17 protein-coding genes are annotated in these 16,321 nt (G+C 72.6%); 9 read left to right on the top strand and 8 right to left on the bottom strand.

Annotation, left to right across the window (positions count from 1 at the left end; all coding sequences use genetic code 11):
• Positions 1 to 115: 115 nt before the first annotated feature.
• Complete coding sequence (locus tag ACFYST_RS17365; protein WP_387863174.1) at positions 116 to 310, bottom strand: hypothetical protein; 195 nt, start codon at positions 308 to 310, stop codon at positions 116 to 118.
• On the opposite strand from ACFYST_RS17365, the gene ACFYST_RS17370 reads away from it, so the two are divergent.
• Positions 294 to 1,211 carry a family 20 glycosylhydrolase gene (locus tag ACFYST_RS17370; protein ID WP_387863177.1) on the top strand — a complete coding sequence of 306 codons (918 nt, stop codon included), beginning with the start codon at positions 294 to 296 and terminating at the stop codon, positions 1,209 to 1,211. The genes ACFYST_RS17365 and ACFYST_RS17370 overlap by 17 nt on opposite strands.
• A gap of 7 nt (positions 1,212 to 1,218) precedes the next feature.
• Here the strand turns inward: ACFYST_RS17370 and ACFYST_RS17375 are convergent, their stop codons facing one another.
• Positions 1,219 to 2,163, bottom strand: coding sequence for a PQQ-binding-like beta-propeller repeat protein (locus tag ACFYST_RS17375; RefSeq protein WP_387863180.1), 945 nt, complete (start codon positions 2,161 to 2,163; stop codon positions 1,219 to 1,221).
• A gap of 202 nt (positions 2,164 to 2,365) precedes the next feature.
• Here ACFYST_RS17375 and ACFYST_RS17380 point away from each other — a divergent pair, with 202 nt between their 5' ends.
• The gene (locus ACFYST_RS17380; protein ID WP_387863183.1) at positions 2,366 to 2,782 is read left to right on the top strand and encodes a nuclear transport factor 2 family protein; all 417 of its coding nucleotides are present in this window, start codon (positions 2,366 to 2,368) and stop codon (positions 2,780 to 2,782) included.
• Between the two features lie 18 nt (positions 2,783 to 2,800).
• Here ACFYST_RS17380 and lanL read toward each other — a convergent pair whose 3' ends face one another.
• The 4 genes from lanL to ACFYST_RS17400 all read right to left on the bottom strand — a co-directional run bounded on the left by lanL (position 2,801) and on the right by ACFYST_RS17400 (position 8,533).
• On the bottom strand, positions 2,801 to 5,305 hold the full coding sequence (lanL, locus tag ACFYST_RS17385) for a class IV lanthionine synthetase LanL (RefSeq protein WP_387863185.1): 2,505 nt from the start codon (positions 5,303 to 5,305) through the stop codon (positions 2,801 to 2,803).
• Between the two features lie 2 nt (positions 5,306 to 5,307).
• The gene (locus ACFYST_RS17390) at positions 5,308 to 5,469 is read right to left on the bottom strand and encodes an SflA family class IV lanthipeptide (protein ID WP_387642606.1); all 162 of its coding nucleotides are present in this window, start codon (positions 5,467 to 5,469) and stop codon (positions 5,308 to 5,310) included.
• A gap of 196 nt (positions 5,470 to 5,665) precedes the next feature.
• The gene (locus ACFYST_RS17395) at positions 5,666 to 7,909 is read right to left on the bottom strand and encodes an MMPL family transporter (protein WP_387863188.1); all 2,244 of its coding nucleotides are present in this window, start codon (positions 7,907 to 7,909) and stop codon (positions 5,666 to 5,668) included.
• 135 nt (positions 7,910 to 8,044) lie between these two features.
• On the bottom strand, positions 8,045 to 8,533 hold the full coding sequence (locus ACFYST_RS17400; RefSeq protein WP_387863191.1) for a tyrosine protein phosphatase: 489 nt from the start codon (positions 8,531 to 8,533) through the stop codon (positions 8,045 to 8,047).
• A gap of 347 nt (positions 8,534 to 8,880) precedes the next feature.
• Between ACFYST_RS17400 and ACFYST_RS17405 the strand changes: the two genes are divergently transcribed.
• Together ACFYST_RS17405 and ACFYST_RS17410 are read left to right on the top strand one after the other, a co-directional pair.
• Entirely contained in the window at positions 8,881 to 9,747 is an 867-nt protein-coding gene (locus ACFYST_RS17405) for a hypothetical protein (protein WP_387863194.1), read from the top strand.
• A 181-nt stretch (positions 9,748 to 9,928) separates the two neighbouring features.
• Complete coding sequence (locus ACFYST_RS17410; RefSeq protein WP_387863197.1) at positions 9,929 to 10,570, top strand: hypothetical protein; 642 nt, start codon at positions 9,929 to 9,931, stop codon at positions 10,568 to 10,570.
• Between the two features lie 9 nt (positions 10,571 to 10,579).
• On the opposite strand, the gene ACFYST_RS17415 is transcribed toward ACFYST_RS17410, so the two are convergent.
• Together ACFYST_RS17415 and ACFYST_RS17420 are read right to left on the bottom strand one after the other, a co-directional pair.
• Complete coding sequence (locus ACFYST_RS17415; protein WP_387642601.1) at positions 10,580 to 11,227, bottom strand: response regulator; 648 nt, start codon at positions 11,225 to 11,227, stop codon at positions 10,580 to 10,582.
• Entirely contained in the window at positions 11,224 to 12,285 is a 1,062-nt protein-coding gene (locus tag ACFYST_RS17420; protein ID WP_387863200.1) for a sensor histidine kinase, read from the bottom strand. The genes ACFYST_RS17415 and ACFYST_RS17420 overlap by 4 nt, the downstream gene beginning before the upstream one ends.
• A gap of 239 nt (positions 12,286 to 12,524) precedes the next feature.
• Between ACFYST_RS17420 and ACFYST_RS17425 the strand changes: the two genes are divergently transcribed.
• From ACFYST_RS17425 to ACFYST_RS17445, 5 genes are all read left to right on the top strand, one after another.
• The gene (locus ACFYST_RS17425; protein ID WP_387863203.1) at positions 12,525 to 13,067 is read left to right on the top strand and encodes a hypothetical protein; all 543 of its coding nucleotides are present in this window, start codon (positions 12,525 to 12,527) and stop codon (positions 13,065 to 13,067) included.
• A gap of 268 nt (positions 13,068 to 13,335) precedes the next feature.
• Complete coding sequence (locus ACFYST_RS17430) at positions 13,336 to 13,689, top strand: DUF1508 domain-containing protein (RefSeq protein ID WP_387642598.1); 354 nt, start codon at positions 13,336 to 13,338, stop codon at positions 13,687 to 13,689.
• On the top strand, positions 13,686 to 14,066 hold the full coding sequence (locus ACFYST_RS17435; RefSeq protein WP_387642597.1) for a hypothetical protein: 381 nt from the start codon (positions 13,686 to 13,688) through the stop codon (positions 14,064 to 14,066). Before ACFYST_RS17430 ends, ACFYST_RS17435 begins: the two co-directional genes overlap by 4 nt.
• Before the next feature lie 357 nt (positions 14,067 to 14,423).
• Positions 14,424 to 15,443 carry a PstS family phosphate ABC transporter substrate-binding protein gene (locus ACFYST_RS17440; protein ID WP_387863206.1) on the top strand — a complete coding sequence of 340 codons (1,020 nt, stop codon included), beginning with the start codon at positions 14,424 to 14,426 and terminating at the stop codon, positions 15,441 to 15,443.
• A 108-nt stretch (positions 15,444 to 15,551) separates the two neighbouring features.
• Positions 15,552 to 16,136, top strand: coding sequence for a hypothetical protein (locus tag ACFYST_RS17445; RefSeq protein WP_387863209.1), 585 nt, complete (start codon positions 15,552 to 15,554; stop codon positions 16,134 to 16,136).
• Positions 16,137 to 16,321: the final 185 nt, after the last annotated feature.

Below are 16,321 nucleotides of genomic sequence, written 5' to 3' on the forward strand. Positions count from 1 at the left end.
GGCTAGAACCCGGACAATCCGGGCATAGGCCAACACTCCGGACGCCCGGGTCGCCCTGATTGCCAATCACCCGTTCGTCGTCCCGGGGAGGACGGCGAACGGGGTGGGGCGGCGGCTACGCGGGGCGCCGGGCGGGGATGGTGCGGTCGGCCTGGAGGGTGGGGAGTTCGCGGAACGGGCCGTCGTGGTGGGCGAGTTCGGTCCAGGTTCCGGTCTGGACGGTGCGGCCCCGGTCGACCACGACGACGCGGTCGGCGAGGCGGGCGTTGGCGGCGGCGCGCCACGTCACCGTCGTGCCCGAGATCGACATGCCCGGTCACAGCACCGCCGCGATCCTCGCCCACCCGGACCGGTGCTCGGCGGTGCCGACGGCCGTGCCGAGCACGCCCCAGGAGCTGATGGCGAAGCTGATGGCCGGCGAGTTCCGGCCGGTGTGGCTGGAGCCTGGGCGCGAGCAGGTCTGGCAGTTCGTCGACGACGTCCTCGCCGAGCTCGCGGCCCTCACCCCCGGACGCTTCGTGCACATCGGCGGCGACGAGCCGTTCGGGATGCCGACCGCCGACCGCCGCGAGTTCGTGACCCGCGTCCGGGAACGCGTGCGCGCCCACGGCAAGGAACCGATCGGCTGGCAGGAGACGGTCCGGACGCCGAGTGCCCCCGGCGAGGTCGTCCAGCTGTGGATCGACGAGGAGTTGGCGCCGGATCCGGACGCCCCGTTCATGGCGATGCTCCCGCCGCAGCTGGCCGAGATGATCCTCGCGTCGGCCGGCGACGCGGCAGGGGGCACCGAGCTGATGGCCGAGCAGCGCGCCGGCGTCATCCTTTCCCCCTCGGGCCGCACCCACCTCGACCGCCCCTACGCGGAGACGGTCGAGGGCGAGGACGAGGAGCGGCGCAGCCGACTCGGGCACCGGGGCTACCCGCCGGCGACCGTCGAACTGTCCTGCACCGGGCCCATCGTGGGCATCGACACGGAGGCCGGGTTCGAGGCCGCCGGGTTCGAGGCGGCGATCTGGTGCGAGAGCGTGAACGACGCCGACGACCTGTCGTTCCTGCTGCTGCCACGCCTCCCCGGCCTCGCCGAACGCGCCTGGACGGCGGGTCCGGCGCGGAGTTGGGACGATCTGCGGGTCCGGCTGGGTGCGCAGGCGCCGGGCTGGCGGCGGGACGGGTATGTGTGGTTCCCGGACCCTTCCGTTGACTGGCGCTGATTGGGCGTCAGATTCGGTACACCCGAAGGCTGTTGCGGGTGAGGGCGAGCAGGCGGCCATCGCCGAGGTCCTGGACTGCGGAGATGCGTGCGCCGAGGCGGGTGGTGGTGCCGTCGGGGTGGAGGACGGTGCCCGCCTCGGTGACGGCGGCGGCCGGGGGGAAGACGCCGTGGGCGAGGTGGAGTTGAGCGTCGATCCGGTGGACGACCGTGCCGTCGGACGGGTCCACGGCGAGGGCGCCGATGCCGCGTTGGCGGCGCAGCCACAGCAGGCCGTCGGCGAGCACGGGGGCCTCTGGCAGCAGTGGGCCGTCGTGGGTGTGCAGCAACTCCGCTTCGGCGCTGTTGCGTTGGAGGACGGCGACGGACGAGGTGCCGCAGCGGACCGCGCAGCGGTCGGCGTCGAGGACGGTGAACAGCCCCCGCAGCTCGGCGTCCCGGAGGGGCTCGGGGAGCTGCCAGGACTGCTGTTCCCGGCCGGTGCGCGGGTCGATCAGCCAGGCCCGGGTTTCGTTGCCGAGCAGCAGCCCGTCGCCCCACACCATCGGCCGCTGGGTGCGGACGGGTTCGGGCGTCTGCCAGCGGAGCCGGCCGTCCGTCAGGTCGAAGGCCTGTAGGGGTGAGTAGCCGCGCCAACCGCCGGTCAGCACCACGTTGTTGGCCACGGCGAGATATCTGGTGTACCGCTCCACCTCGTCACGCCAGAGGACCTCGCCCGTGGCGAGGGAGAGACAGCGCAACCCCTGCGAGAGCACCAGGACGCGCGGGCCGACGACCACCGGACGATCGGGCCAATCTCCCACCGGGACATCCCACTTGAGGGCTCCGTCGGCCAGGTCGAGGCAGACCAGGCGGGTGTGCCGTTCGTGCACCAGCACCGAGCCGTTCGCTATCGCCGGCTTCGAATACGCGCCGCGCTGGTGCAGCACCCGGTCCCACAGTTTCGTGATCATGTCGGTCTCCCGCCACTCGGCCGACCGCGCGGTCGGCGTGCGCCCCAGTGGCGAACCGGACAGGATACGCCACCGCTGACAGCGGGTTGACGGTGAGATGCCGGTGACCTGACGGCGGTGCGCGCCATCGTGGTCGTCAACAGGAGGCGCTGCGGCACGTGGGCCGAGGCGCTCAGGGCGACGATCGGCAGGGGAACGGGACATGGACGAGGTATTGGTGGAGCGGATGCGGGCGTACCTGGCCGCAGGGCTGGCCATGGACGTCGATGCGCTCGACGCGCTCTACGACTCGGAGTTCGAGAACGTGCGGGTCGACGAGGCGGGGCGTTCGGTGGTGCTGACCAAGGCCGACTTCATGGCCCGCTTCCGCAGCCTGCGGGAACAGGGCATGCGGGTGGGCGACAGCATCGACGACGTCCGGTTCGTGGCGACCAGCCGGCACGGCGACCAGGGAACGGTCATCATGTACCGCACCGAGGGTGGCGGCGCCCCGGCCCGGTACAGCTATGTGTGGCGCCGGGAGAACGGTCAATGGACCACGCTGCTGCGAGAGTTCACCTTCGAGCGGGACCTCTCCGACCTGCTGCGGATGATGGCGGACGCGGCTGCGCGGGCCTGAAGCGGCCGGCCGTCATCGTCAGGGGAGTGGCGCGGGCTCGGTGGGGTCGGCGAGGCGGCGGAGGAAGGTGAGGACGCCCGCGGTGCCGGTGGCGTAGGGGAACGCGGGGCGGGTGAGGCCGGGGTCGGGGAAGACGGGGTGGGGCGGGGGGCCGGCGGTGCGGGTGAGGAGGAGGGTGGCGACGGTGGTGGCGGCGGCGTGGAACTCTTCGGCGGCGGGGGAGAGTTGGAGCATCAGGCTGCCGACCCCGGCCAGGCCGCAGCACTGGGTGACCAGGGGCATCCGCGGGGCGATGGCCAGGCAGGTGCGGGCGGACTGTTCGGCGAGGGTGCGGTACGTGGGGTCGGCGAGCAGGTCCGCGGCGTGGGCCAGGACGGTGCCGATGCCCGCCAGGCCCCGGCACCAGGAGCCGTAACGGCGGGTGGCCGCAGGGTGGTTGGCGGCGTCGATGATCGCGGGGGTGGCGGCGGCGAGCTGCGAGCAGGCGCGGTGTGCGTGCTCCAGGGCGGTCGGGTCGGCGGTGGTGTGGGCGTACTCGAGGAGGAAGTACGCGACTCCGGCGTCGCCGTGGGCGAGGCCCTGGGTGAGTGCGGCGTCGCCCGGGCGCGGTGAGGCGGTGGGGGCGAGGCGGGCGCGGCCGGTGGTGAGGAGGTCGTGGCAGGCGGCGGCGACGGCGAGGTGGCGGGCGTCGTGGCGGGCGTCGTGGGGGGCGTCGTGGCGGGTTTCGTCGCGGGCGAGGTGGAGGTGGCCGAGGCCGATGCCCGCGATGCCGTCGATCAGGTCGGCCTCGGGCGGGCCGCTGCCGTCGGGGCCGTGCGCGGGGAGGGCGATGGCGGGCCCGGGCGGGAGTCCGGCGGCGGTGAGGAAGAGATCGACGCCGGTGCGGCCGGAGTACAACCCCGGTGGCAGGGTGCGGGTTTGGCGTGCGGTCCAGTCGGCGAGCGCGGTGACGGCGTCGCGGACGCCCGGGCGGTCGAGGTGGTGGAGGAGCTCCAGGCCGAGGCCCGCGCTGCCGCTGTAGAGGTCGATCGGGGTCGGGACGGCGGCGCGGGCGGAGAGTTCGGGGTCGGCGATCCGCCGGGCCTCGGCGACACAGTACGCGGTGGTGTGGTCGAGGATTTCGGCGAGGAGGTCGGGGGAGAGGCGCGGGCCCGAAAACTTCTGGGCGGTGGCGGCCGGTTCGGCGTTGCGGAGGCGGGCCGCGCCCGCCGTGCGGGCGGTCGCGTCGAGGTCGGTCAACTCGGCGATCAGGGCGCGGGCTTGCTGGTGCACGGTGCCCGGGAGGGCGAACTCCAGGGCGGCAAGGGTGCGTTCGCGGTTGACGGCCGGGTCGGGGTCGACGATCACCGGGTCCATTCCGGTGACGGCGAAGTGCAGCGTCATGCCCAAGCCGTAGTAGTCGTCGGCGGGTTGAGCAGCCGTGTCGGGCCGGACCACGGGGTCGCTGTAGCCGGGGGTGGAGCCGGCGGGGCCGGTGCCGTGGACGGCGCTGGTGCCGAAGTCGATCAGGTGGCAGCGGCCGTCGGGGGTGAGGACCACGTTGTTGGGCTTGAGGTCGCGGACGACCACGCCCCGGCGGTGGATGCCGTCCAGGATGCGGAGCAGTTCGCGGGCCAGCGGGAGCAGCCGGCGTGGGCCCAACTCGGCGTCGCGGTAGGGGCCGTGGGTCTGGACCTCGCGGCGCAGGTCGCGGTCGCCGCAGCTGGTCATCACCAGGTACTCGTCGTCGCGGTGCCGGAAGTAGTCGAGCGCGCGGGGCAGGCCGGGGGTGGTGACGAGCAGGTCGAGTATTGCGCGCTCGTGGCGCAGGCGGTCGCGGGTGTCGGTGCCGTGGGCGTCCTCGGCGACGTACGCCCGGGCCTGCTTGACCACCACGGTGGTGCCGGTGACCTGGTCGAGCGCGCGGTACACGTTGCCCTGCGGCTTGCGGGTGATGCCGCCGGTGACGCGGTAACGGCCGCCGCCGAAGCCTGAGTTGGTGGCGGGTGCGGGCGGGGCGAACGGGTCCTCGGCCCAGGGCGGGCAGCGGTAGGTGGTGCCGGCCAGGCCGTCGAAGACCCGGCCGTCGGGGCCGGTCATCACGGATTCGAGGCGCCCCCTGCGGCCGGTGCGGTAGTCGCCGGTGAACGGGCCGTACCGGTAGTACACCGGGGCGTCGGGGTCGAGGCGGCGATCGCTGATGATCTGCGGGCCGAGGTGTCCGTGCAGTGCGGCGGTCAACGCGTGGGCCAGCGGCCGGAGTTCGTCCGGGGCGGGGTAGATCGTGAATGCCTTGCCGACCGAAGCGGCGTTCTCGGTACCGGAGTTGAGGGTGCGCAGGGTGTCCGGGTCGCGGGCCCACTTGGCGTGGCAGACGTGCTGCTCCAGCACCGGCAGGACGAGGGCGAGGACGGTGTGAAGCGTGCTGGGGCGAGCGGAGATGTGGAGCTTCCAACCGTGCTCCATCGCCGGCATCCGCGGATCGAGCAGGTACGACCAGATGTCGTCGGACCAGGCGCGGCGGCCGGCGATGGGCCCGGTCACCGTCAGCGGTCGCAGGCGATGCGGGTAGTGGCGGTCACCCACGGGTCGACCAGGCAGGCGGTGGGGTCGTGGTCGGCGCGGTCGTCGTCCTCGAAGAGGAGGCTGTCGTCGTCGACCAGCAGCGGGCCGGCATCGCGGATCTCGGTGAGGGTGGCAACGGGCATGTGACGCCTCCAGGTCGTGTGGTGTCTCCGGCCGCCGCCGCGGGTCGGCGGACGCCGAGGACCGCCCGGCCCGGTGGGGCCGACGTCCTGGATCACGAAGGTAGGGAGGATCGGTGGAGCTGACAAGGGGGCGGGTCGTTCCGACTTCACGGTTCGCGCACAAGCGGGACGTGTGCAGTCGGATTCGGAGGAGAGATCAACTCCGCGGGGGAGGTGCTGTGTTGGAGCCTTCGGTGTCGATGTGCGGGAGCACCCGGTCCATCCACCGGGGCGTCCACCAGGCGGCGTTGCCGAGCAGCGTCATGGCCGCCGGGACCATCAGCAGTCGCACCACGGTCGCGTCGATCAGCACGCTGACGGCGAGGCCGAGGCCCATCATCTTGATCACCACGTTGTCGCTGACGATGAACGCGGCGAACACGCTGACCATGATCAGGGCCGCGCAGGTGATCACCCGCGCCGTGGTCTCCAGCGCGTGCGCCACCGCGCCGCGGCTGTCGCCCGTCACCAGCCAGCGTTCGTGCACCCGGGACAGCAGGAACACCTCGTAGTCCATGCTGAGGCCGAAGATGATCGCGAACATCATCATCGGCACGTAGCTCTCGATCGGGACCTTGCCCGCCACCCCGAGCGCCGGCCCGCCCCAGCCCCACTGGAACACCGCGACCAGCACGCCGTACGAGGCGGCGATCGACACCAGGTTGAGGATCGCCGCCTTCAACGCGACCAGCGGCGCCCGGAACACCAGCAGGATGATCAGAAAAGCGAGGGCGACGACCACGGCGATGATCGGCAGCAGCCGGCTCGCCACCAGATCCAGGAAGTCCACCTGCGCCGCCGTGGTGCCGGTGACGTACGTGGCGGCGGCCGTTCCCTTGACGGCGTTCGGCAGCACGGTGTCCGCGAGGTGGCCCACCAGGTCGGTGGTGTCCTCGTCCTGCGGGGCCTGCGCCGGGGTGACGGTGGTGAACAGCACGTCACCGTCGCCGCTGGTCTGCAACGGCGCGGTGCTCGCCGCGTTCGGGACGTTCGTCAGCGCCTGCTGCACGGAGGACGCGAGCGCGGGACGGTCCGCGGCCGGGACGGCGGTCTGGTCGACCACCACGGTGAGCGGCCCGTTGGAGCCGGGCCCGAACGCGGCGGACATCAGGTCGAACGCCCGCCGGTCGGTGAACGACACCGGGTCCGCCCCGTCGTCGATGTGCCCGAGCTGGATCGACGGCAGCGGAATCGCCAGCACCAGCACCGTCACCAGCCCCGCTGCCAGGTACCACCACGGACGGTGCTCGACCCGGCGCGCGTAGCGGTGCCACATGCCGGTCGGCGACGCGCCGTCCGGTCCGGTGCCCTCGGCGACCGGTGTGCGCACGGTGAAACGATCCATCCGGCGGCCGATCAGGCCCATCATCGCGGGGAGCAGCGTCAGCGCGCCGCACACCGCCGTCACCACCGTGACACCCGCGGCCAGGCCCAGCTTCGCCATGAAGGCGATGCCCGACACCGACAGGCCCGCCAGCGCGATCACCACCGTGCAGCCGGAGATCAGCACCGCCCGGCCACTGGTCGCCACCGCGTGGCCCGCCGCCGTCGGCGGGTCCGAACCGTCCATCAGGTTCTGCCGGTGACGGGTCAGCAGAAACAGCGCGTAGTCGATGCCGACGCCCAGTCCGATCATCGTGGCGAGTGTCGGCGCGACCGTCGCGAACGTGGTCAGCGCCGCCAGCAGACCCAGCAGCCCGAGGCCCACCACCACCGCGACCAGCGCGCTGACCAGCGGCAGACCGGCCGCGATCACGCTGCCGAAACCGATCAGCAGCACCAGCACCGCCACCGCGAACCCGATCAGCTCGCTCACCCGGTCGTCCGGCGCCGGCCGCGCCAACTCGCCCAGCGGACCGCCGTACTCGACCTGCACCCCCGCCTGCCGCAGCGGCGCCACCGCGGTGTCCACCTGTGACAGGTAGTCGTCGCCGAACGTGGTCGGATTGGCGTCGAACCGCACCGTGATGTACGCCGTACGCCCGTCGGAGGAGAGCGGGCCGCCGGGCGGCGCGCTCTGCCCCTGCGGTGGCAACGGATCCTGCGCGGACAGCACGTGCGGCAGGTGCTGGAGGGACGTCACCGCCTGGTTCACCTGGGCCTGGAAGTCCGTCAGCGGCTGGTCGTCGTGCAGCACCACCTGCGCGCTCGTCCCGCCCGCGGACGGCTCGTGCGCCTGAAGCACCTCACGGCCGTTCTGCGACTGCGTACCGGACAACGAGAAATCGTCCGAATACGCACCACCTACGGTCCGGTTGGCGATCTGCGCGCCCGCCAGCACCAGCAGCCAGCCGACGATCACCACCACCGAATGCCGGGCACACCACTCGCCCACCCGCCAGAGCAGCCCCCTGCGCGGAGCCGCCGATCGGCGCTCGGACCGGTTCTCCGACGCGGGCATTCGGCCCTCCCATGAGTCCACCGTCTGGGTCCATCGTCACCACGCACGGTGACCGGAGCTTCCGACGGTAGGCGGGCCCGCTCCGCCCGCGAGCGCGCGGGCGGCGCGACACGGGCAAATCATCTGAACGCCAGGTCAGGGGGAGGGCGTGAGGGAGTCGGTCCAGGCGCGCTGTTCGGCGGTGTCCGGGACGGCGAGGCCGCGGGCGCGGGCGATGCGTGCCCAGGCGGTGTCGGCGTCCAGGCCGTCGAGGATCTGCACGGATGCCGCGAGCAGGGAGGACCGGCCGATGCCCGCGCGACAGTGGAACACCAGGTGGGCGCCGGACCGGAGGATTCCCGTCAACTCATCGAGTGTGGGCCGTATTTGGGCGTGGTCGGGGGTGGTGAAGTCCGGGATCGGCAGGCTGTGGAAGCGGAGGCCGGCCGCGACGGCGAGCTCCGGTTCGGCGGTGAGGCCGAGTTCGGCGCACTCCGGTGCGGTCAGGGCGCTGACCAGGTCGGTGACCCCGGCGGCGGCGAGGGCCGCCAACTCGTCGGCCAGCCACTCGCCGCCGCGTGGGCGGGCCATGGTGCTCAGGCGGCCGGGGGCGGGTCGTTCGACGGTGAACAGGGTGGGGCGCATGATATTCCTTTGCGGCGACGGGCTTTTGCTGGCTTCGATGGTCTGAAATAGCCGTGAGGGAGCGGGAGTTGGACCTGTTCCTGCGGTGGCTGGCCCGTTGCGGAGGAGCGCCAGAACGGCCGGTGGCCGGGCTTGCTCGGCAAGTGCGGGTGGAGGTGCGCGGTGTGGAGAAACTCGCGCAGCTGTCGAAGATAGTACCGGTTTGCGGGCGATGCGTGAGGGGCCGGGGTCGGCGGCCGCGGGTCCGGCGAAGGACTTTACCCACACAGGGTGGTGACATTGCATCAGCTTGGTGCGTGTTATCTTCGCGATCGAAACATCGGAGCAAGATCCCGAGGGGGGAGATCATGCGTCGACGCGTGATCCGTACTGCGGCGGCCGGCCTGCTGGCCGCCGCCGCCATGGTCGGCCTGGTGCCGACCGCCCAGGCCGCCGATCCGGTGCCGCCGTCGCCCAAGTGCACGCTGTCGCAGGACCCGTGGCCGGGCTCGGTCGAGCTCTACCGGGGGCGCGAACTGCGGTCGGGTGACAGCCTGGTCGCCATGGACAAGGTCTCCAGCCTGGTGATGGAGGCCGACGGCAACCTGGTGCTCTACCTGCTCAACTCCACGGGCGGCCCGAAGCACGTGATCTGGAGCAGCGGCACCTCGGGCCACCCCGGCGCCTACGCCGTCCTGCAGGCCGACAGCAACTTCGTGGTGTACCAGGCCGGCGGCAGCGCGGAGACCGGCGGCGCGCTCTGGTCCTCCGGCACCCAGGGGCAGCGCAGCGGCGTCGTGCGGCTCTACCCGGGCGGCACCCTCTCGGTCGCGACCGACGGCCGAGGCTGGTCGACCTACACCTTCGAGACGCCGTCCGCCTTCTGCCCCGGGATCCCGGGGTCGCGGGGGCTGATCACCTCGGGTTCGTGGACCCAGTCCGCCTCGGTCTGGCTGGTCGTCCAGCCGGACGGGAACATCGTGATGTACCGCAAGCGCGACGACAAGGTGCTGTGGTCCTCCGGCACCTGGGGCAACCCCGGAGCCATGCTGCAGATGCAGGAGGACGGCAACCTGGTGCTCTACAAGCCCGCCGCCCAACTGACGGACGCGATCTGGTCCACCGGTACCTCGTGGAGCCCCGGCGCGTACGCCCTGCTCCAGGACGACGGCAACTTCGTCATCTACAAGCGCGGCGGCGGCGCGATCTGGTCCACCGGGACCTGGGGGCAGTAACTCCCCGCGCACGACGCCGAAGAGCGCCACTCCTGCCCGGAGTGGCGCTCTATGCGTGTAGTGGCGTCCGCCACGCCGTCGTGCTCGAACTCACCGTCCTCGCACGGGTGCTGGAACGCGGGCGGCGGACGCGCTGCCCCATTTGCCGCCGAATGGCCGGCAACCCGGCACACTGGACCTCATGAGTTCCCCCACCAGCCACCTTCCCCCCGCCCCGATCGCCGACTCGATCACCGATGGGGACGCCGTCCGGCCGCAGCTGAGCGAGGCCCGGCGGGCCGAGTTGCTCGACTCGCTCAACCAGGCCGTCCGGCACCCCGAACTCTTCGGCGGTACGGCGGCCGTGGTCGAACTGCTCAACACGCTGGCCGCCGCCGACCCGGACGGCGAGCGCGGTACGTGCTGGATCGCCGACACCAACTCCCGCACCATCTCCACCCTGTTGCGCGGCAGCTTCGGCGAGGCCGACCCGCCGCTGGTCGCCTCCCAGTACGGCGAGGACGCCCACCGGCGGGGCTGGCTGCGGCTGGACCGGGCGCTGGGCGGTGAGGAGTTGCGGCAGCTGTTGGACCGGGTGCTGGACTGGGCCGAGGACCGCCGTCAACTGGCCGATGTCATCGCCGAGTTCGGTGAGCCCTCGGTGGTGTACGGCGATCCGGCGCCGGACGCCCCGAAGACCCTCGGCTATGCGAGCGAGGACCGGGACGCCCCGGTCGCCGTGTTCCACTTCGGGGCGCAGGGCGTGCTGTACGCGGTGCGGATCGGCGAGAACCCGCTCGGTGACTGGGCGCTCACCCCGGCGGGCCTGAAGCTGTTCCACTGAGCGCGGGAGTCAGTGGCGCGCGCGGTGGGACAGCGCCCAGGCGGCGATGCCGACGCGGTTGCGGGTGGCGAGTTTGCGCTGGATGTTGGCCAGGTGGTTCTTGACGGTGCCGGGGGAGAGGAACAGGTCGGCCGCGATCTCGGCGTTGGTCGCGCCGTCCGAGACCAGCTCGGCGATCTGCCGCTCGCGCGGGCTGAGGGCCTCGCGCGGGGCCTGCTGGGACGGCTCCGGCGGGGCGTAGTGGCGTAGCAGTCGGAGGGTCAACTGCGGGCTGATCAGGGTGTCTCCGGCCATCGCGGCGCGGATCGCCTCTGCCAGCAGGGCGGGGCTGGAGCGCTTGAGCAGGAAGCCGCTGGCCCCGTGGCGGAGCGCCGTGTGGACGTACTCGTCGAGGTCGAAGGTGGTGACGACGACCACCCGGAGCGGGTCGGCGACGTCCGGGCCGGCCAGTTGGCAGGTGAGGTCCAGGCCGTCGAGGTGTGGCATGCGGATGTCCGCGAGAACGACGTCCGGCCGTATCCGGCGGGCGAGTTGGAGGGCGGTGCGGCCGTCGGGGGCGTCGGCGACGACCTGCATGTCCGGCTGGGCGTCGAGGATGATCCGGTACGCGGTGCGGATGTCCTCGTGGTCGTCGGCGAGCAGGATCCGGATGGTCACGGGGTCTCCGGGTGAGGGGTCGGGGCATGTGGGGTTTGCGGGAAGGCGGCGGTGATCTGCCAGCCGTCCGGGACGGAGCCGGCGTGGAACGTGCCGCCGAGGGCCTCGACCCGGGCGGCCAGACCCGCCAGGCCGTGACCGCCGCGCGAACGCGAACGCCGGGCGGCGGACGGGCCGTCGTTGTGCACGAGTAGCTCCAACCCGTCGCCGGTGTGGGCGAGTTCGATCCGGACGGTGCGGGCGGTCGGGGCGTGGCGGCGGACGTTGGTGAGTGCCTCGACGGCGATCCGGTGGACGGTGGCGGCACACTCACGTCCCACCGGGCCTGCGTCGATGGCGAGTTGGACGGTCGGGCCGCCGGTGGCCGTGAACCGGGCGGCCAGCTCCGGGAGTTCGTCCAGGCTGCGGTGTGTCGTGCGGTCGGAACCGTCCTCGGGCCGGTCGGGGGTGCGCAGCAGGTCGACCGTGCGGTCCAGCGAGGAGAGGGCCTGCTGCCCGGCCTGCTCGATCCGGGCGAACAGCGCGGCCGCCCGGTCCGGTGACTGCTCGGCGAGCAGCGCCCCGGCCTGCGCCAGCGCGACCATCCCGCTGACGTCGTGGGCGACGAAGTCGTGCAGGTCGTGGGCGAGTTCGAGCCGCTGGGCGTGCCGGGCGGCGGCCACGGCCCGCTCGCGCTGACGGTCGAGCGAGTGCAGGTAGCGGCCGACCGTGCAGGCGACGGCCACCGCGAGGGCGCCGAACGTGAACAGCGGCGGCTCGAAGCCGACAAAGCGCATCGGCCAGCCGAGCGTGGCCAGCGCCGGCCACAGCGCCGAGCGGTGCCGCCCGTGCCGGACCGCGAGCGCCACCAGGCCCAGCAGCGCGGCGAGTTCGACCACTCCGGCCAGCCCCACGGCGGGCGCCCCGGCACGGTACGGACCGGCCCACCCGGCGGCGAGACTGAGCGCGACGGAGAGCGCCGCCGCCGGTTCGGTCCGTCGGGGCCGGTACAGCGCCCACGTGATCACCGCTCCGGACACCGCGAACCCCGCTGCGCCCCAAAGGAGTTCGCTGCTCATAAGCGCACTCCGGCGGGTGCTGCTGTTGTGGTGGGGCGCTCTCGCGTGTACGCGGCTGCCCCTTGGTCCCCGTTCATGTGATCACCCTAGGGGCGACCGGGCCGGGTGCGGGTGTGCCGATCGGCACATCTCCGGCCCGGGGCTTGGCCGTTCGGCATCTGCCGGCGGGGTGGGGGCGGGCAGCAGAGTCCTCGGTGTGGCCGGCGGTCGGCCGGCCAGGCACGAGAAGAGGACGAGCAGTGAGTGAGAACATGGAACCGGCACCGCGGTGGGCCGTACGGGCGGCGCGGGCGGCGGCCTGGTCGGTGGTGCCGTCGGGCCTGTGGCGGGTTGCGCTGGGTGTGGGTCTCCCGGTGGGCTTCCACGGAGACCTGGAGCGGATGTTCGGCCGCTGGATGCCCGGCTGGGGCACGGTCTACGTGCTGGCTCTGAGCGCGCTGGCGGAGGCACTGGCGTTCCTGACGATCGGCCTGGTCCGCCCCTGGGGGCGGCGGGTGCCCCGTTGGGTCCCTGCTTTCGGCGGCCGGATCTTCCCCGCCTGGGTGGCCCTGTTCCCGGCCACCCTGGGGGCACTGGCGGTGACGGCGGTGACCTGGTCCGCGGCAATGGGCCCGTGGCAGCACAACATGAGCAACCCGGACTCGCCGCACGGCCTCGCGGGCGTGGTCATGACCCTGTGCTACCTGCCCCTGGTGGCCTGGGGCCCGCTCCTGGCGGCGGTCACGGTGGACCACGCCCGCCGCGCCCACAACGCGTCCAGGGTGGTCGCGGTCCGGGTCTGAGACTCCCTTGCCAATGCAGCCACCGACTCGCCCTGGGCGTCCGCCAGTTGGCGGATCCCTGGGCGGTGGGTGCATTAACAAGGGAGAACTTCGGGGCGAACAGAGGCAGCTCAGGAGGGATTCCGCTTCCGGACGTCGTCTGTGCACACATAGCGTTCGCGGCGTGACGATGTGCGTCCGGTTCGTGCGTGTGTGCGGGGCGGGCGGGCGTGCGGCGCCGTGGCCGAGGGCGGTCTCGGGCCGGTGGAGACCCGGGGGGTGGCGGGCGGTGCGCGGGGAGGGCCTGGGTACGGAGCGGGCGGCGAACGGGCGGTTCCAGTGGCAGTTGAAGGCGTTGAACGGGCGGGTGGTGGCGGTGTCCTCGTCCGTCTACGACTCCCCCGGGGACGCCGAGCGGGCGTTCGCCGAACTGGTGGCGCTGGGACCGGCGTTGGTGGCGCGGATCACCCATGTGCGGGGTGGGCTGGGCTGGACCTGGGTGGTGCCGGGGGTGCGGGGTAATCCGCTGGTCAAGTCCAGTCGGGCGTACGAGCGTTACGCGACGTGCCAGAACGCGTTCCGCCGGTTCATGGCGTTGCTGGCCCGGATGGCGGAGACCGCCGCGCCCGGGGCCGGGCGGTGAGCGGCCCGCGGCTGGTGCCGGTGCGCGGTGCGGACGGACGGGCCGGATGGTCGCTGGTCGCCGCGAACGGGCGGCGGCTGGCCACGGCCGTCCGGGGCTACCGTTCGGAACCGGAACTGGCGTCCGGTGTGGCCGAGTTGCTCGCCGAGCGGGCGGCCCTGCGGTTCGTGCTCAGTCAGAGCGAGGACCGGCAGTGGACCTGGACCGCGTACCTGCCCGCCCGCAGTACCCGGGCCGGGGCGGGCGGCGGGGAGGCGGTGGCCCGCAGCGCCCGGGGCTACCTGCGGCGCGACCAGTGCCGGCAGAGCGTGACCGGGTTCCTGCAGGGCGTCGAGCACGTGCGGCGGATGTGGCGAACGTCCGGGAATCCCTGGTGAGTCGAGGTGTGCGAAACGGGCTCCCGGATGTTCACGAGGGGGGTTCGTGTCTGTCCGGGCGGTGTCGGTGGTGCGGGGGTGAAGCGGAGATGGCCGAGGTGCCCCCGTGAGCACACCTGGAGAAGAACGTGTCCATGGCGGGGAGGAAGGGTGAAGGCGCCCCAATCAGCCCGCTGGCCAGCAAGGTTGCGAGAGCGCGGCAAGGGCGGACGGCGGGGCGGGGGAGCCGGGAGAGCCTTCCGGGCGGCGGTCGGCAGCGGCGAGGATCACTCCGCCGGGAAGCCGCGGAGCTGCCCGGTACCGGACCCCGCCAGGTCCGGTCCAGCGAGGCACGATCCCCCTCGGAGGAAGAGGACCATGCGTCACACCGCTGCCAAGGCGCTCGCGGCCGTTGCGTTCACCGCCGCCCTGTCGACTGTTGCCACCGTTCCCGCCATGGCGGACCCCGCCGCTCTCCCCGCCGCGAAGGACATCGTCGGCGTGGGCTCGGACACCACGCAGGCGCTGTTCACCCAGTTCTCCACCGACTACAACGCGACCCTGCCGGCCACCGACACCACCACGCCGCGCCTGTACAGCTGGGACGCCACCGGCACCAGCCCGATCACCCCGAAGTCGGGCGGCTCCACGATCGCCCGCCCGAACGGCTCGGGCGCCGGCATCAGCGCGCTGAACGCCACCAACAACCTCACCCTGGACTTCGCCCGTTCCTCCCGCGCCGCCCAGTCCACCGACCCGGCGAGCGACGACTTCGTCGCCTTCGCGAAGGACGCGGTCACCTGGTCCGCCCCGACCGGCGGCCTCGCCCCGGCGAACCTGACCACCGCGAACCTGGTCGACATCTACACCTGCGTCAAGACCGACTGGTCGCAGCTCGGCGGCGGCAACGGCGCCATCAAGGCGTACCTGCCGCAGAGCGGCTCCGGCACCCGCTCCTTCTTCCTGCAGGCCATCGGCAACGTCACCCCGGGTGCCTGCGTCGTCAGCGGCCCGGAGGAGAACGAGGGCACCGACTCCCGCCTGACCGACCCCGGCGCCGTCTTCCCGTACTCCGTCGGCCACTACGTGGGCCAGCTGAACGGCCACACCACCAGCACCGACAACCGCGGCACCCTGACCCTGCGCAACGTCAACGGCGTCGCGCCGCTGACCTCGACCAACACCCTGAGCCCCGCCTTCGCCGGCGGCAGCTACGGCCGCGTGCTGTTCAACGTGCTGCGGGACGGCGACTACACCGCCACCACCACCCAGGGCACCGCGCTGCGCGCCATCTTCGGCCCCACCGGCTGGATCTGCGGCCCGACCGGCCGCGCCGACATCATCAGCTACGGCTTCCTGCCGCTGCCCGGCGCCGGCTGCGGCGCGATCATCCACTGACCTTCCGCCCTGCTCAACCACCGCCGCCCGTCCCGCAGTTCACCGGGGACGGGCGGCGGCCCACGCGCCGTGCACGACGTACCCCGCACCCAGTTCGAAGGAGCCACGATGTCCCGCACGTTCGCCCGGATCGCCGCCGCTGCCACCGGCCTCGCGATCGCCGTCACCGCCGCCTCCGCGACCACCGCCTCGGCCGCGCCCGCGGCCGGCAACGCGGTGATCCGCGAGAGCAACGCGTTCTTCCAGCAGGCCGCGCAGGCGGGCATCGTGGCCGTGCCGCTGCCCACCGCGACCGCCGGGTACGACGCGAACACCGGCCTGTCGGCGAGCTTCCCCGTCACCGACGGCTCCGGCAACCTCGCCCAGTTCTACGGGAACATCCAGTTCGGCGGCGGCCTGCTGTTCGTCGACGCGCGGACCGGCAGCGCGGTCGCCTTCCGCCAGTTGGCGTTCTCCGTCGACAACTGGCAGGTCACCGGCGTCCCGGACGGCTCCACCACCCCCGTCGCGCTGTTCGACCCGGCCGGCGACACCGTGGTCACCAAGAGCGGCACCACCCAGAACCTGTCGGCCTCCTCGCTGACGCTCGACCCGGCCGGCGCGCAGTACCTGGACGGCAAGCTGCGCACCTCGTTCTTCACCGCGGGCCAGAGCGTCGGCTCCTTCACGGTCGCCTACACGCCCGCCTCCTGACGCATCGTCACGAGCGCCACTCCCGTACCGCCCGACTCAGCTGGGTCGGGCGGTACGCGCGTTCGTGAGCTGATGGAGCATCAGTTTCGTTCATTCGAGCACCAATTGGGGCCTCGTACACCTGGTGGACAGCATCCGGTCAGACGTGAATGGCCGAATATCGTCGGAGCCGCCGAACGTCGCCG

Origin of the sequence: Kitasatospora sp. NPDC004614, from assembly GCF_042873675.1 — a bacterium.
Classification (GTDB): Bacteria; Actinomycetota; Actinomycetes; order Streptomycetales; family Streptomycetaceae; genus Kitasatospora.